Below are 16040 nucleotides of genomic sequence, written 5' to 3'. Positions count from 1 at the left end.
ATGATGACGCAGGTTGGCGAGTGGCTTGAACTCAAAGTATGGCAGCTGGCGGTCAGCGCACTGAGCGCGCTGCGGCCGTTAGGCGCGGCACGCCCGATGGGCAGCCGCGTATTGCGGGCGGCGGCAAACGCGGCCAAGCGGGCCACCGAGCGGGCCATGGATGTGCAAGCCCAGCGTAGCCTACGCGCCGAATACGCCGCGGATGACCTGTATACCGAACCCAGCTGGAACAGCCAGCCCACCCTGCTGGCGCGCCTGACAGAAAGCTGGGTGGTGGTCGCGATGAGTGGTTGGGTGCTGGGTTTATTGATCGGGTTGTGGCTGATGGGAGCGCTGTGATGGGCAAGTTTATGCTCACACGCCGCACACTATTCTTTGCCTTCATAGGCGTTGGCATTCTAAGCGGCCTGCTGGCAGGCAGCCTGGGCAGCGCCCAAGCTGCAGATATTGGCGCGGCCAAGACTCCTATCAAGCAAAACAGGCTGGTTGTGGTTGTGGATGCGATGGACGCCGAGCAGCCTAAGCTGCTGGCGGCCTGGCAAGTGCAGCGCACGCAAAGTGGCACGCTGGAGTGGAGCCCGCTGTACCCTGCCCCACTGCAAAGCGGGTCTGGCTATGCGCAGCCGCATTCGGAGCTGCGATTGGCCAGTACGAGCAGTGAAGCCGTTGCGGCCCTGCCGCCAATTAGTGCGGCTGGTATTGCATTTGACGAGATCTTTGTGCTGGATCAGGCTGCGGTAGAGACGCTGAGCGCTTTGGCTGGCGGCTCGTTCAGCTTGCGCTCGCCAGCAGCGGAGCCACAGGCTGCGCTGCAGGAGCAGGTGCAACTGGTGCAAAGCCTGTGCGCGACGGGGTGGCAAGCAGAGCATCTGGACGCCTGGGTGGCGTTAACGCCAGAACATCTGCAAAGCAGCGTGAGCATCTTTGAATTGATCACCCGCTGGGATGCCTGGGCACAGAATGGGTTCGCCTTGCGCTGCAGCCACCCGTGGGCAACCAACTGAGCTTATGCCTCAAATCTAAAAAGCCTCGAATACTCGAGGCTTTTTTTAGTTCTAGACTGCGCCAGGCTCACCCTGAAGGCGGATATAGGCCCGGTAGGCCTGCAGCGCCTGGTTGACCAGGCTGCTGCGCTCAGCACGCTGGCGGTAATCCCGCAGGTGCTGGCGTTGAGCGCTAAGGCCTACCACGGCGCTGTTGAGCTGCTCAATGGCCGCCTGCTGGCCGGCTTTTTCAGGATTTGAGTTGATAGGAGCCTGCATGGCATACCTCACTATGCCAACAGTATATAGAACACTTGTTCAGTTGTCAAGTGGAGGCAGGGCTAATTTTTGCCATTTACCAACGGGTAACCGGCGTGCTTCCAAGCCTCAATGCCTTCGTCGAGCGCCAGCAGGTTGGTGAAGCCCTTGCGCTCCAGCAGCGAGATTGCAATCGTAGAACGCGTGCCGGCTTTGCAATGCACCAATAGCGGCTCCTGCAGACTGCCCAACTGCTCCGCCGTGGCCGCCGGCAGCAAACCCGCCTCCAGCAGGCGGGCGCCCGGCAGCCGCCCACTATCCCATTCGTGCTGCAGACGCACATCCAGAATGGAGGGTGCGTTCTGCGCATCCACCCAATCCTTAAGTTGTAGAGCAGCAATGTTCTCCACGCGCGCAAGTGGCAGGCCAGCAGCCTGCCAGGCGGCCAGCCCTCCTTCCAAAAACCCGAACACATCGTCATAGCCTACACGGATGAGTTGCAACACTGCCTCATCCAGCTCAGCCGGCGCATCGGCAACGATGATGATGCGCGCCTCGGGCAGCACCCAGCCCGCCCAAGTGCTGAGCGGGGCGAAGACTGGAATGCCAAAGGCTTGCGGAATGTGGCCGGCCAAGAAGAGATCAGCCTCGCGCACATCCAGCACCACCGCACCGGCCTGAACCTCTGACTGCAGCTGGGCCGGAGTGAGCGCCACCGGCTGCGGCACGCCGCCCAACACGCGGGCGCCTGTGCGGTTCACGGCGGGCAGACGCTTGTAGTAGTCGGGAAAGTTACCTAGACCATCGGTGGCGGCACGCACAAACTCTTCCTCATCGTTGATCTGGAAGAAGGGATTGGTCTTGCGTTCGTGACCGATGGTGGACGTGCGCTCGCCGCCGGCGGCCGTGTTGCAGAAGGAGCCTGCGCCATGGGTGGGGTAGACCGGCAGCTCATCGGGCAGCTTGGCAAATTTCTGCATGGTTGCGAACAGGGCGCGTGCGAGCGGGATGGTGTTCTCCTCCCCGTGCAAATCGGTGCGGCCGGTGCCGCCCACGATCAGCGAACCGCCGCTGAACAACGCCAGCGGCTGATCAGTGCCCTTTGCATAGGCTATGAAGCTAATATGCTCGCGACTGTGGCCCGGGCTGCTAACTACGCGCAACTCCAGATCACCCAGCGTGATGACATCCCCTTCGGTCAATGCGCGGTGCGGGAAAATACTCTTGCCTGCAGCACTGGCGGCAATCTCGTATTCGGCAGCCGGGTCTGCGGCGCGCAGGGTGGCTTGCAGCTCATGCACGCCGGAAATGAAATCCGCGTGCAGGTGAGTTTCCAGCCCGTAGCGGATGGCGAAGCCTTGCTCTTGGGCGGCGCGCACGAACTTCTCGACGTCACGCTCAGGGTCGATGACCGCGGCCTGCCTGCTGGCCGGATCGGCGACCAAGTACATGGAATTACCCAGGCTTTGGTTGACGAAGGAAATGATGTGAATACGATCCGGCTGTTTGGTCATAGAACACCTATGTGAAGGATGTCTACCGCGGCAGAAGTGTGCCGATAATACGGGTATCAAAAAGCAACGTCAAGGCGGCAATATCTACAGCAGCTTGACTCCAGTGTTGAATACCGCTATACTTAAATCCTCATAATAATCTGATTAATAAGCATTATCAAATCAGAGTCTTTATGTTGAAAGAAACCACCTCCTTCGACTTTATAAAATACCTTGCCAACGGCAATGGCAGTGACCGCCTGCCCTCGCTCCAGGAACTGAGCGCCGAGCACGGCGTGAGCATTTCGGTTCTGAGAGAGCAACTGCAAGTGGCACGCGCCCTCGGCTTTGTGGAGGTACGGCCGCGCACGGGCATCAAGCGCCTGCCCTACACTTTCGCCCCCGCCGTGCGCGAGAGCCTGTTTTATGCGATGGACCGTGACCGCGCTGCGTTTGACCGCTTCTCAGACGTGCGTCGACATCTGGAGCGCGCCTACTGGTACGAGGCGGTGGAGCGCCTGACACCCGAGGACATTGACCACCTGCGCAAGCTGGTGGACCGTGCCGAAGAGATGCTGCAAGTCGAGCCGATCCGCGTGCCGCATGCGGAACACCGCGAACTGCACCTGGTCATCTACCGCCACCTGGAGAACCCGTTCGTGATCGGCCTACTGGAGGCCTATTGGGAAGCGTACGAGCAAGTGGGCCTGAGCCGTTACACTGGGCTGGCCTACCAGGTGCAGGTTTGGAGTTCGCACCGCCAGATCGTGGAAGCTATTGCCAACCAGGATTTTGAACGTGGCCACCAGCTACTCAATGGCCACTTTGACCTCATCGATAAGCGTGACGAATAACGTCAAACAAGGAGAAGGAATGGCAACACCGCAGGTGCAAGAAACACAACAAACCGGAACAGGCAAAGCTGTGGTCAACGATTTTTCGATGACCGTGGCCACCAAGAACGGCTCGGGCAGCCAGACGTCCAACCTGACGCTGCTGCGCGCCCTGTTCAAGATGGGCATCCCCGTCTCGGGCAAGAACCTGTTCCCGTCCAACATTCAGGGTCTGCCCACTTGGTACACCATCCGCCTGAGCAAGAAGGGTTACCTCGCCCGCCGCGCCGAGCACGAGATCGTGGTGGCGATGAACGAGGACACTTTTGTTGAGGACCTGGCCAGTGTGGCCCCCGGCGGCGCCTTCTATTACGGCGATCACCTGAAATTTGAGGTCAACCGCACGGACATTTCCGTGTACTCCTTCCCCGCCAAGAAATTTGCCAAGGAATCCACCGCCCCGGCCACCCTGCGCGACTATGTTGCCAACATGGCCTATGTGGGCGTGCTGGCGCACATGCTGGACATTGACATGTCCAAGATCCGTGAAGCGCTGGATTACCACTTTGACGGCAAAGAGAAGCCGATTGCCATCAACATGGGCGTGATCGAGGCCGCCTACGAGTGGGCCAAGACCAGCCTCACCAAGACCGACCCCTTCCGTGTAGAGCCGATGGACGAGACCCAGGGCTTCATCATGGCTGACGGCAACACCGCCGGCGCGCTGGGCTCCATCTTCGGCGGCGTGCAGTTCATGGCCTGGTACCCCATCACTCCGGCCTCCAGCCTGGCTGAAGGCGTAAGCCAGAACATCGCCAAGTTCCGCGACAAAGAAGGCCACGACGGCAAGACCTACGGCATCGTGCAGGCTGAGGACGAATTGGCCGCCATCGGTATGGCCGTGGGGGCCGGCTGGTCTGGCCTGCGCTCGCTGACCTCCACCTCCGGCCCCGGCATCAGCTTGATGACCGAGTTCGTGGGCCTGGCTGCCTATGCCGAGATCCCCGTGGTTATTTGGGATATTCAGCGCGTTGGCCCCAGCACTGGTTTGCCCACGCGCACTTCGCAGGGCGACATCATCTCCACCTACTTCCTGGGTCACGGCGACACCAAGCACATCATGCTGCTGCCCGGTTCGGCCAGCGAATGCTTCGAGTTCGGCTGGAAGTCCTTTGACATCGCCGAGCGCATGCAGACACCTGTCTTCGTAATGAGCGACCTGGACCTGGGCATGAACACCTGGATGACCAAGCCGTTCGAATACCCGAACGTCCCGATGGACCGCGGCAAGATTTTGTGGGAAGAAGACCTGGAGAAGCTGAGTGACTGGCAGCGCTACAAGGATGTGGACGGCGACGGGATCCCCTACCGCACGGTGCCGGGCAACAAGCACCCGCGCAGCGCCTGGTTCGCCCGCGGCACCGGCCACAACGACAATGCCAAGTATAGTGAGCGCAGCGAGGACTGGGAGAAGAACATGGCCCGCCTCAAGCACAAGTTTGAGACGGCCTCCAGCTACATGCCCAAGCCTGAGATCACCGGCAGCGGCAACAAAGTTGGCATCATCTCTTACGGCTCCACTGACGCCGCCATTCTGGAAGCGCGTGATTATTTGGCCGAGAACGGTCTGGAGACCGACTATCTGCGCCTGCGCGCCGTGCCTTTCACCAGTGAGGTCAAGGACTTCATTGACAAGCACGAACGGGTATACGTAGTTGAGATGAACCGCGACGGCCAGATGAACATGATCCTGCGCCTGGAGTACCCAGAGCACACCATGAAACTGATCTCACTCGCCAAACATGACGGCATGCCGCTGACCGCCAACTGGGTCAAGGAAGCCGTAGAGCTTCAGGAGAAGTAGCCATGACTGAAACCGCACAAATGCCAAACGTGCAGCTCAACCTGGTTGGGCTGTCCAAGAATGACTACCGCGGCGCCCCCACCACCCTGTGCGCCGGCTGTGGTCACAACTCGATTTCCAACCAGATCATTGCGGCCGCCTACGAACTGAACGTAGTGCCCGAGGATGTGATCAAGCTGAGCGGTATTGGTTGCTCGAGCAAGAGCCCGGCCTACTTCCTGAACCGCAGCTTTGGTTTCAACAGCCTGCACGGCCGTATGCCTTCGGTGGCGACGGGCGCCATGTTCGGCGACCACCGCATGCGCGCCCTGGCCGTGAGCGGCGACGGCGACACCACCAATATCGGCATGGGCCAGTTCAAGCACATCATGCGCCGCAACGTGCCTATGGTCTACATCGTCGAGAATAACGGCGTATACGGCCTGACCAAGGGCCAGTTCTCCGCCACAGCGGAGAAGGGCCTGCGCCTCAAGTACCAGGGCCTGAACCCGTTCACCCCGGTGGACGTGGTGGAAGAGGCGATGGCCTCAGGCGCCACCTTTGTGGCTCGTTCGTTCGCCGGTGATGCTAACCAGGTCAAGGCGCTGATCAAGGCCGCGCTGAGCCACAACGGCTTGGCGATCCTGGACATCATCAGCCCGTGCGTAACCTTCAACAACGAAGATGACTCGCGCCACTCGTACGGCTGGGGCCGCGAGCACCAGGAGCCTCTGCACGACTTCACTTTTGTACCGCGCGAGCAGGAGATCCAACTCGGCGAGTTCCCTGAAGGCACCACCAAGACCGTGACTATGCACGACGGCGCCACCATCGTGCTCAAGAAGCTGGACCGAGAGCACGACCCGACAAGCCGCAGCGCGGCCATGAAGCTGATCGAGGCTGCCCGCACGGAGGCCGTGCTACTGACCGGCCTGATCTATGTGGAACCCAACCTGCCTTCGCTCACGGATGTGGCCGAGCTCTCAGCCACCCGACCGCTAAACCGCATGACGGAAGCCGATCTGCGCCCGGACAAGAGCATGATCGAAAAAGCCAACGCAATGATGTTTTAGGAATATCTGGCAGAGTGCAAGAAATAGGAACAGCCTGCATAAGCAGGCTGTTTTGTGAGAATGCGCGCCCGATCATCCAATATCTGGAGCAACAAGGGCTGGTGCAGCCCGCAAGCACTGCTAACTGAAACAAAAAACGCCACCTTGCAGGTGGCGTTTTTGTCAAATGTCTAGCTACGCTGCACTACAAGCGCAGAGACCGAAGAGAGTTGGAGCAGCTGCTTGGCAACATTGTCTGTAAGCAGCTCCTGCCAGCCGCGGCCTACGTGACTGCCAAAGACCACCAGATCGTAGTCACCTTCGTGAAGCTCAGCCAAAATTTCTTCAACCACAGTGCCGTGGCGCACCTTGGGGCGCGCCGCTACGCCTGCATAAGACTCAAAGAAACCTACCCCCTGCTTGAGCCAGTCCCCCTCCTGGGTACCCTGGGCAATTAGCTCCTCGGCTGTAGCTGAAAGTTCCCAACCGCTTACGCTATAGCTAGCAGCCATCTCTGACATCACATGCAACAGAGTAACTTGGGTGCCGGGGCTCAGGAGCGGGCCTACACTTTTAAGCAGCGAAGGCAGTGTACGCATGGCCTCTTGCCCGCTATGAAGCACCAGCCATTTGCGCGGCGGGCGCACCAGCCCGCGCACAATCAGCACAGGACATGGCGCATTCGCTAAGACGCGCTCACTCGGCGGTGCAAGCAACTGTCCAAAGAACACATCTGGTTTGGCATCGCCCATAATGATGAGATTGCTGTCCGCCTCGTTGGCAAAATGGACAATCTGCTCTGCAAGCAAGCCCAGTCGCATCTCGCTGGTGGCGGAGACACCCAGAGCCTCGGCGCGTGCTTGCATAGCCTGCAATGCTGCGTGGCCTTGCTGGCGTTCGCCTGGCCGCGCAATGACATACAGCAAAGTGCAGTCTGCGCCGCTATCTTTTGCCAGCGCCAACCCACACTGCAACGCAGAGTCGTCAGTCTCAGCGCTATGGTAGTTTGAAATCAAGATATGCATACGACCTCTACAAAAGCAGCAAAAGCAAAGGTGCGGTAAAGATAACAGCAATAAAGACTGCCAGATTACGATTGCTGTTTACAAGCCAGTTTACAAATCTGAGCACCCATTGCTCGTAACTGGAATAGAAAAGTGCCAAAATGACGACAGACACCATAGAGATACTGAGCATCTCTACCAAAACCACAGTGAATGCACGCGGGTTAACCAGCAGCACGGCAGCCAACAAGGTGTCTATAAACGTAGTAATGTTGGCTCCCATAATGTAAGGGATCACATTCTCGCGGCGCACCAGACCGCGCTGGCTTAGTGGCACCAAGATAGATATAGATACGCTGACTGACATAGAGATCATTGTGATGAATGAACCTAAGACAAACATCACAATCGGCTTGTACGTCAAACGAGACAGTTGGCCCACGCGGCTATTCTTTATGGTTTCGGTAGGGAGTAAATCGTCAAAGAGACGGAAGCTAAGCAGGATCACACCGAGACCCACTACAAACAACATCCAGCCGGGCAACCAGGCATCAAGCAAATGCACCACCGGATCAAACAGACTGTCTATCACAGAGGAGAGGATTGCACCACTTTGCAACTGAACCGCATCCAGCCGGTGGCTAGACAGCAGCAGGTAACCAGGAAGCAAGGCGACCAAGTACGTAGATCCCGTGACGCAGAACGATACCAGACCCATGCCCAGGCTCTCGGCGCGGTTACGGCCGCGCAAGACGTAGACGAAGCCAATAAGCAAAACAATCAGGCTGGCTCCCAGACGGCTACCGGTAATCATGGCGAAGGCATCAATATCGCGCACAATGCCAGCATCAAAAAAGGTCAGCGCCGCCGCGGCCACCGGGGAGCCGCTCATGACACCGTAAGCAAGCAGCCAACCGAAGCCAAGGCTGTTGGCAAAGTTCTCTAGTGCAAATACACTTTGGATAAATGGGCCCAGCGCCTGTGCCCCAGCTTTCATAAGGCTGATAGCAAGGATGAAGAGCCAAAGACTTACAAAAAAGAGCGCCAACTGCCCTGCTGAACGGGCAAGCTTGGCGCGCCACTGGGACACGGCCACAATAGGATCTGGTTTGCTATTCAATGACATACATTATACGCAAGCCGGAGTAACTGCTAAAGCAATGGTAAGGCGCGCCCGCGCCTTTAAAAGCTCAAGCCAGCGTTATAATGAGCCTCCACGCGGGTGTCGCCAAGTGGTAAGGCACTTGCTTCCCAAGCAAGCATTCGTGGGTTCGAATCCCATCACCCGCTCTATCAACGATGAGGCACAAAAACTGAATAGTTTTTTGCAATTATGTGCAACCACTCCCGCTTTTGCGGGTTATAAACTCCATGTTGAAAGAACGCCGAGCCAAAATCGTAGCCACGCTGGGGCCTTCCAGCCAGGATAGTGCCACGCTGGAGCGCATGATCGCTGCGGGCATGAGCGTGGCGCGCCTCAACTTCTCGCACGGAACGCACGCCGAGTATGAGCAGCTGATCCAGCGGATACGCGCCGCTGCTGAGAAGTTGGATGCGCCTGTGGCCATCCTTCAAGACCTGCAAGGCCCCAAGATCCGCGTGGGCGACCTGGCCAATGGCAGCGTCATCCTGACCCGCGGCGATTGGATCACCCTCAGCACTATTGACGACAACCTGGGTTCAATTCCAGTGGACTTTGCTGATCTGCCTCGCTTTGTCAAAAAGGGTGGCCGCATCCTGCTGGATGATGGGCGCCTGGAGCTGCGTGCAGAGGAAGTGACCGACACCGCCATTCAGGCTGAAGTCATTATCGGCGGCACCTTGAAGTCCAATAAGGGCATCAACCTGCCTGGCGCCTACATTGATGTGCCGGGGCTGACGACCAAAGACGAGCAGGACCTGGCCAAAGGCTTGGAACTGGGCGTAGATATGGTTGCGATCTCTTTTGTGCGCACCGCTGAAGATGTGAAGCGGGTACGCGCCTTCATCAACCAGCACGCCCCTGCCCCAGACCGCATGGATGTACCCATCATCGCCAAGCTGGAGCGCAGCGAAGCCCTCGAGAACCTGACTGAGATCGTGGCGGCGGCCAGCGGAGTGATGGTGGCGCGCGGCGATCTGGGTGTGGAGCTGCCGCCCGAGTATGTGCCGATCGCGCAGAAGCAGATCATTGACGCCGCCAACCAGGCGGGCAAGATCGTGATCACGGCTACGCAGATGCTCGAGTCGATGATCCTCAATCCACGCCCCACTCGCGCCGAGGCATCCGATGTGGCCAACGCCATTTTTGACGGCACGGACGCCGTCATGCTCTCGGGCGAAACCGCCATGGGCAGTTACCCGGTGGAAACGGTGCGGATGATGGAAGCCATCATCCACGAATCGGAGCTACACCAGTACAAATGGGGCCATTGGAAAGGCAGCGAGCCCTCGTTGGAGCGCGAAGACGCCATCTCCATCACGCGGGCGGCGCGTGAACTGGCTCAGGATGTTAATGTAGCCGCGATCACCGTATTCACTGAATCGGGCCGCACCGCCCTGCTGATGTCCAAAGCCTTCCCGCGTGTGCCGATCCTGGCTTTGACCCCGGAGCGCAAGACGTACAACCGCATGGCAGTGTATGCCGGCGTGGTGCCGATCATGGTCGCACTCTCGCATAGCATTGATGAAATGTTGGAAAGTATTGAAACGAACACCCTGGGCCTGCATGACCTCAAACCGGGCCAAAAGGTTGTCGTCATCTCTGGCTATCCTATCGGCGACATGCGCCAGCCCAACCTGGTGATGCTGCATACCCTGGGCCAGGACCGCAACAAGCAATACAAGCGCGAAACCCCAGCAAAATAAAAAACAACCCTGGTGATACCAGGGTTGTTTTTTTTTACCAGCCGATTCGCTTGCGATTGATCGGAATGCCGGGCGAAGCAAGACTGCGCGAGAGCGAATAGCCGGCATAAGCTGCTACAGCTCCGAGAGCGATCAGGATCAAGCCTTGCATCATCAATGGCCCACTGACAAAGTCCAGCGCGCCGCCAGCCACGGCCCCACCCAGCGCAGCCGCGGCGCCACCCCCGCGTAGCAGAGGGCCGGCAAAAAAGGCGTCTACAAATTGCAACGAGAAGATCTCCAACGCGAGGCCAAAGACAAAGGTAAGGAGCCCAGCCAACAGGAACGGGACACCGATCCAGACCAACGCTTGTTTCAAATCGCGCCCAGCCATCAAGCCTGCCAGCACTCCAAGGCCGGCAATGGCCAGCCAGCCCCACAAGAATGCACGGCGTAACTGCACCAGCCCATCCTTGAGTTGGGCCAGCTCCTCCGGCGCGCCGGCCAGCTGGCCAAGCGCGCCCACATCCACCGAGGATGGCGCCTGGCTCAGGCTGACCTCAAAGATGGTGCCGGCATTGTCGATCAGGGCAGAGTACACCGGCTCCGGCGGGCGGCAGCCACTTATCTGCCCCAGCAGGGTCTCAAAAGACTGCAACGCGCCAAGCACCATGCCAGCTACCTGGCTGCCGCTGCATTCAGGCAGCGCCTCCAGCACAACACCCAGCACCGGCCCGGCATTCTGCTGAATGTTTGTTTTCCAGCCCTCAAGCTCCACACGGATCTCCGGCAGGGCTGCATCGCCATCAAGCCAATCGGTGTAACCGTTGACCACGTCATCAACCGTATCATCGACCAGATTTGCAGGAATGGTGAGGGCTGTGATGGCGCGCCAATCGTCTTCGCTGAGCTCAGACAGGGTGTTGCGCACAAATGCGCCGGTGAGCGTATCCTGCCCGTCTTCCGACAGGAATATCTGGCGGGTGAGCTGCTGAGCCAAGGCTGAAGCCATCTGACCGCTGACAAGATGCTCGCGTACCATTGCCTTGGTTGCTTCAGCATCAAAAACGAGCGTAGCCAGCTCTCGGAAAGCCAGGCTGACTGGAAGAAGAAAAACAAAGATCGTGAGTGCGATCAGGCCAAGGGGACGTAAAACGAATTGACGCAAAACACTGCCTCCGCGAGCAGGCTGCCCAGGCAGCCCACAGACTAGTTGATTCTATCGGGCTGAGCCGCCATCCACAAGCAGAGCAAAATGAGAGCAGCGCCAGCCGCGAATTGCAGGGTGAAGGGCTCACCCAGCAGGCCGATACCCAGCCCAGCCCCCACTAAGGGCTGGGCAAAGAAGGTGAGAGCAGCCATGCCGGCAGGCAGCACGGCGAAGGCCTTGTTCCACAAATAGGCTGCAACCGCAGTAGAGATGACGCCCAGATACACAATTCCCAGCGCCACGCCAGGAGTGGCTGCACCCACAGTCTGAGTACGCAACTCCAGCGCGGCTGCGGGCAGTGCCACCAACAAGCCGCCGATGAAGGAGATCAGCGTGAAGGCCAAGGGATCGACTTGCTGGGTGGATTGCCGCACCAAGACGGAATACAGCGCCCAGGTCACTGCGGCGCCAACCAACAGGAGATTCCCTACTCCCAGCTCTGAATCTAGACGAACTTGGAAGGGGTCAATGATCATCAGCACACCCGCAGTGGAAAGGAGCAAAGCGGCGACCTGGCGCCAGCCAATGCGCTCGCGCAGCAGCAGCCAGGCGAACAGGAACACGAAAGCCGGCGTTGCCGCAGTAATGACCGCCCCGTTGGCTGCGGTGGAAAGCTGCGTGCCGGCAAACTGGAAGCCCAACGAAACGCCATAGCCCAGCGTGCCCACCGCCAACAACCGCAGCCACTGGCCGCGGCTTAGCTGCGGCCAGGCACGCTGCCAGCTGACCCAGGCGGCCAGACTGGCAATCCCCAGCAGCAAACGCAGAGTTAGCAAGGTGAAAGGCGGCACAACCTCCAGCACCACTTTGCTGACCACATACATACCGCCCCAGATGGCGGCAGCCAGCAGGCCAAATAGAATGCCGGTGCGACGTTGCAAAGAATTCATCAGACTTGAGTTCTCAGTAGAGGGTGCGTGCAATTCTACTTGCTGTGGCTGGCTGAGCTGAGCGTAGCGTGCAGTGCTTGCAGCGCCGTAATGGCCTGCCCCAGGCGCGTGCCAGGCCAGGTGAGCAAGCTGCCATCCACCAGGTGAATGCGCTGGGCAGGCAGCTGGTCGCCCAGCGCATCCGCCAGACGCTGCGCGTCTGCTGCAGTAAAAGCATACGGCTCAGAAGGCAGCAGGGCCGCCTCTGGCTGCGCAGCGGCAATCTCGGCGGTGGTTACACGCGGATAGCGCGTGTCGCGTCCCGCGGCGGGCTTGGGGGTTGCGCGGCCCAGGTCGGCCGCCAGCGGATAGCGGCGCTCACGCTGGGCGAATACATTGTCAAAGCCACACAGGGTCAGCACATCATGCGTGAAGGTGTGCTGGTTCAGGGTCATCCACCACTGCGGATCACCCTCCTCGTACCACACGGGCACAAAGGTGCGCAACGGTTGCAGCGCCAGCCGCCGGGCGGCGGCGACTTGCTCCGCTAATTGGGCCACGCGTTGCTGCGCCGTCAGGCGGCCAAACAGGGCGGCAATGCCGGCGAGATCCGCCAGCGCCTGCTCCACTGTCTGCGGAAAGTGCAGCACCACATTCACGCCCGCCGCCCGCAGGCCTTCGACGGCGGTCTGGGTATTCTCTTCCTGGTTGGCAAAGACCACATCCGGCTGCAAGGCGATGATGGCGGGCAGGTTTGGGTTCTTTGTGCCGCCGATGCGCGGCAAGCCTGCCAGAGCCTCAGCGGGATATATGCAATAATCCGTGATGCCCACGACGCTGTCGCCGAGGCCAAGCTCGAACAAGCTCTCTGTAATGGATGGCACAAGAGAAACAGCCCGCATAGGCTAAGTATACAAGGGCGTCTTAGCGCAGCCGAGTTTTGAAATTAGCTGGCACTAATCTGATACTTAAACTGGCTGCCTATACTGGTTAAAACCAGAGGAGGTTTTGCAATGAATTCGCCCATTTTCAAACGCATTGCTCTCGCTACCATCCTGCTCTTGCTGTTGAGCGCCTGCGGCGGCGCACCCGCCGCCACCACAGAGCCGCCTGCGGCCACCGACCATGTGGACCAACCCACCGAAGCTCCTACGCAAGCGTCAGCCCCTACCGAGGCGGAGGAAGAGAGTGAAGACAGCGGCGGCGACACTGTCACCATCGCCAACTTCTCCTTTGGCCCCGGCACGCTCACTGTAAAGGCCGGCACCACTGTGACCTGGCGCAACAATGAGGATGCGCCGCACACGGTAACCGCTGACGACGGCAGCTTTGGCAGCAACACGCTAGGCCAAGGCGATAGCTTCAGCTTCACCTTTGACACTCCGGGCACGTATGACTACCATTGCCAGTTCCATGGCGGTGCTGGCCATGCCGGCATGTCGGGCACGATCGTGGTTGAAGAGTAACGCAGACTACGCTAACAGGTAAAAAAACGCCCGCGGTTGCGGGCGTTTTTGTTAGTCGTCAGTCTTTTTCTGCTTGTCGCCGTAGTTGGCTTTGCCGCAGTCGCAGCCGCCGTTTTCGTGGCGGTCGCACGGCGCTTCGCTCTTGCGGCGCAGGGCCTCCAGCTCGTCCCATGGCTCGATCTCGTGCTTGAGGAACTCGGCGCGCTTGCCCTCGGGTAGCGACACCAGCACGGCCTGCTTCAGGGGCACCACGTCAATCACTTTGCCGCGGCCCAGGGGCGTTTGTACTTCCTTGCCGCGCTTGGGCAGGGTCTTGCGCGCCTCGACATATTGCTCGTATTCGTAGATCAGGCAGCAGCGCAAGCGCCCACACATGCCGGTGATCTCGCCAGGGTCGAGCGAAATGCCCTGCGCCTTGGCCATCTTAATGGAGATGGGGCTGAAGTCGGTCAGGAAGGTAGAGCAACAGCGGCTCTCCAGGCCACAGGCGCCCATGCCGCCCAGGATTTTGGCGACATCCCGCGGGCCAACGCGGCGCATCTCAATATTTGTGTTCGTGTAGAGCTTGAGCATCTCCTTACGCAGCCTGCCCAAGTCCATATCCTTGTCTTCTTCAGTGTTGTACAAGAAGGTCAGCATCTTGCGGTCAAAGCTAAACTCAGCTTTTACGATCTTGACGCCCTTGTAATTGAGCTTGGACGCCGCCGCCCGCGCCTCGATCATGGCTTCCACTTCTTTTTTCTGAATATTCTTATGGACTTCCAGATCGCCCTGCGAGGCTTTGCGCTCGATCGGCTTCCAGGTGCCCTGTTGCGGCGGTGCGGGTGGCTCCTCGAGGCGCTGCACCACCTGGCCGATCTGGATACCGCGGCTGGTCTCTACAATGGCGTAGTCGCCCGGCTTGAGCTCAGGCTCTTTGCTGGCGTCAAAGTGGTACAGCTTGCCGATCTTTTGAAAACGGATGCCGACGATGAGCGGGTTTTGCACCTGCTCCAACGGCTGTGGCGAATCAGTCATATTGTTATCGCTGGGATGCGTACATCCTCAGCGCACCTTTCCTCGAAACTAAACAGGCTAGAAGATCGCCCTGTTTTTATGTCACTCGATTTTAATCGAGAACGCCTGGCTTTGCGCAGCCAAAGCGGCAACCGAAGTGCGCAGGGCAATATCTGCGGCAATCTCGGTGAGGGCACGCGCCGCCGCGGAATCCGGGTGGCTGATCACGATCGGCTTGCCGCTGTCGCCGCCCGCACGCACCTGCGACTCCATGGGTACCGCGCCAATGAACGGAACACCAAACTCGGCAGCCAGCGCTTCGCCGCCACCCTTGCCGAAGACTTCCATACGCTTGCCATCCGGCAATTCCAGATAGCTCATGTTCTCGACCACGCCCATCAGCGGCACGCGCAGCTGGCGGAACATCTCAGCCCCGCGGCGGGCATCATCCGTGGAGACTTGCTGCGGCAGCGTGACGATGACCCCGCCGCTGAGCGGCGTGGTCTGCGCCATGCTGAGCTGCACATCGCCAGTGCCGGGCGGCATGTCCACGATGAGATAGTCCAGCTCGCCCCACTCCACATCATTAATGAATTGGCGAATGGCGTTGTGCAGCATGGGGCCACGCCAGACCATGGCCTGCTCCGGCTTGACCAGAAAGCCGATCGACATCATCTTCACCCCGTAGGCTTCGGCGGGCAGCAGATGGCCGCTGGCGTCTGGCGGCGCCGGCAGGTGCTTGACGCCCATCATGGTGGGTACATTGGGGCCATACACGTCAGAGTCCAGCAGGCCGACGCGGGCGCCGGCTTTGGCGAGCGCGGCGGCTACGTTGACGGAGACGGTGCTCTTGCCTACCCCGCCCTTGCCCGAGGCAATGGCAACGGTGTTCTTGACGCCGGCGGCGGAGCCTGCACGCGGGCGCCCGTCGCCAGGCACCTGTAGGGCGAAATCAAGCGCGATCTTCTTGGCGCCGGCTTTCTCCAGCGCTTTGCGCACATCCTTGTCGATCTCAGCCTGGAATGGATGGCTGGGGCTAATGAGCCCCAGGGTCAGAGCAACGCTATCGCCCTTGACATCAAGTTGCTGCACAGCATTGAGCAGGACAAAGTCTTTTTGAGTGGCCGGCTCCTTGACCTTGGCAAGCGCGGCCAATACAGTTTCGTTGGTGATCTCTTTGGACATGAGGCATATTATAAAGGCTGCT

General features: G+C 59.4%; 16 protein-coding genes and 1 tRNA gene. 8 read left to right on the top strand and 9 right to left on the bottom strand.

Annotated features, from left to right (window positions below):
- Together KIT08_09760 and KIT08_09755 are read left to right on the top strand one after the other, a co-directional pair.
- The gene (locus tag KIT08_09760; protein UYN89370.1) at nt 1-339 is read left to right on the top strand and encodes a hypothetical protein; all 339 of its coding nucleotides are present in this window, start codon (nt 1-3) and stop codon (nt 337-339) included.
- Nucleotides 339-1004 carry a hypothetical protein gene (locus KIT08_09755; GenBank protein UYN89369.1) on the top strand — a complete coding sequence of 222 codons (666 nt, stop codon included), beginning with the start codon at nt 339-341 and terminating at the stop codon, nt 1002-1004. The genes KIT08_09760 and KIT08_09755 overlap by 1 nt, the downstream gene beginning before the upstream one ends.
- A gap of 51 nt (nt 1005-1055) precedes the next feature.
- Here KIT08_09755 and KIT08_09750 read toward each other — a convergent pair whose 3' ends face one another.
- Nucleotides 1056-1274, bottom strand: a complete 219-nt coding sequence (locus tag KIT08_09750; protein ID UYN89368.1) for a hypothetical protein — start codon at nt 1272-1274, stop codon at nt 1056-1058.
- Nucleotides 1275-1324: 50 nt separating this feature from the next.
- The gene (locus KIT08_09745) at nt 1325-2755 is read right to left on the bottom strand and encodes a hypothetical protein (GenBank protein ID UYN89367.1); all 1431 of its coding nucleotides are present in this window, start codon (nt 2753-2755) and stop codon (nt 1325-1327) included.
- A 173-nt stretch (nt 2756-2928) separates the two neighbouring features.
- Here KIT08_09745 and KIT08_09740 point away from each other — a divergent pair, with 173 nt between their 5' ends.
- Genes KIT08_09740 through KIT08_09730 form a run of 3 tightly spaced genes read left to right on the top strand, consistent with a single transcriptional unit; the run spans nt 2929 to nt 6483 of the window.
- Nucleotides 2929-3588 (top strand): FadR family transcriptional regulator, encoded by a 660-nt coding sequence (locus tag KIT08_09740; GenBank protein UYN89366.1) that lies wholly within the window; start codon nt 2929-2931, stop codon nt 3586-3588.
- A 19-nt stretch (nt 3589-3607) separates the two neighbouring features.
- Nucleotides 3608-5431 (top strand): 2-oxoacid:acceptor oxidoreductase subunit alpha, encoded by a 1824-nt coding sequence (locus KIT08_09735; protein ID UYN89365.1) that lies wholly within the window; start codon nt 3608-3610, stop codon nt 5429-5431.
- Between the two features lie 20 nt (nt 5432-5451).
- Nucleotides 5452-6483 carry a 2-oxoacid:ferredoxin oxidoreductase subunit beta gene (locus KIT08_09730; GenBank protein ID UYN90807.1) on the top strand — a complete coding sequence of 344 codons (1032 nt, stop codon included), beginning with the start codon at nt 5452-5454 and terminating at the stop codon, nt 6481-6483.
- Between the two features lie 170 nt (nt 6484-6653).
- On the opposite strand, the gene KIT08_09725 is transcribed toward KIT08_09730, so the two are convergent.
- Together KIT08_09725 and KIT08_09720 are read right to left on the bottom strand one after the other, a co-directional pair.
- A complete protein-coding gene (locus KIT08_09725; protein UYN89364.1) occupies nt 6654-7487 on the bottom strand; it encodes a universal stress protein in 834 nt (277 codons plus the stop codon).
- A 7-nt stretch (nt 7488-7494) separates the two neighbouring features.
- Complete coding sequence (locus tag KIT08_09720) at nt 7495-8586, bottom strand: hypothetical protein (protein ID UYN89363.1); 1092 nt, start codon at nt 8584-8586, stop codon at nt 7495-7497.
- Nucleotides 8587-8684: 98 nt separating this feature from the next.
- Here KIT08_09720 and KIT08_09715 point away from each other — a divergent pair.
- Both KIT08_09715 and pyk read left to right on the top strand, forming a co-directional pair.
- Nucleotides 8685-8756 (top strand) — tRNA-Gly (locus KIT08_09715).
- Nucleotides 8757-8840: 84 nt separating this feature from the next.
- On the top strand, nt 8841-10313 hold the full coding sequence (pyk, locus tag KIT08_09710) for a pyruvate kinase (protein UYN89362.1): 1473 nt from the start codon (nt 8841-8843) through the stop codon (nt 10311-10313).
- Between the two features lie 34 nt (nt 10314-10347).
- Here pyk and KIT08_09705 read toward each other — a convergent pair whose 3' ends face one another.
- The 3 genes from KIT08_09705 to KIT08_09695 all read right to left on the bottom strand — a co-directional run bounded on the left by KIT08_09705 (nt 10348) and on the right by KIT08_09695 (nt 13273).
- Nucleotides 10348-11334, bottom strand: coding sequence for a hypothetical protein (locus KIT08_09705; protein UYN89361.1), 987 nt, complete (start codon nt 11332-11334; stop codon nt 10348-10350).
- Between the two features lie 167 nt (nt 11335-11501).
- On the bottom strand, nt 11502-12392 hold the full coding sequence (locus KIT08_09700) for a DMT family transporter (GenBank protein ID UYN89360.1): 891 nt from the start codon (nt 12390-12392) through the stop codon (nt 11502-11504).
- A gap of 35 nt (nt 12393-12427) precedes the next feature.
- A complete protein-coding gene (locus KIT08_09695; GenBank protein UYN89359.1) occupies nt 12428-13273 on the bottom strand; it encodes an ABC transporter substrate-binding protein in 846 nt (281 codons plus the stop codon).
- Between the two features lie 111 nt (nt 13274-13384).
- On the opposite strand from KIT08_09695, the gene KIT08_09690 reads away from it, so the two are divergent.
- Nucleotides 13385-13837, top strand: coding sequence for a cupredoxin family copper-binding protein (locus tag KIT08_09690; GenBank protein ID UYN89358.1), 453 nt, complete (start codon nt 13385-13387; stop codon nt 13835-13837).
- A gap of 51 nt (nt 13838-13888) precedes the next feature.
- Here the strand turns inward: KIT08_09690 and KIT08_09685 are convergent, their stop codons facing one another.
- Nucleotides 13889-14854: a hypothetical protein gene (locus KIT08_09685; GenBank protein ID UYN89357.1), complete on the bottom strand. Its 966-nt coding sequence runs from the start codon at nt 14852-14854 to the stop codon at nt 13889-13891.
- Nucleotides 14855-14935: 81 nt separating this feature from the next.
- Complete coding sequence (locus KIT08_09680; GenBank protein ID UYN89356.1) at nt 14936-16018, bottom strand: Mrp/NBP35 family ATP-binding protein; 1083 nt, start codon at nt 16016-16018, stop codon at nt 14936-14938.
- Nucleotides 16019-16040 lie beyond the last annotated feature (22 nt).

The sequence above is a fragment of the Anaerolineales bacterium genome (assembly GCA_025808555.1).
Lineage (GTDB): Bacteria > Chloroflexota > Anaerolineae > Anaerolineales > UBA11579 > JAMCZK01.
Note: the sequence above shows the minus strand (reverse complement) of the source record. Positions and strands in the feature narration are given on the sequence as shown.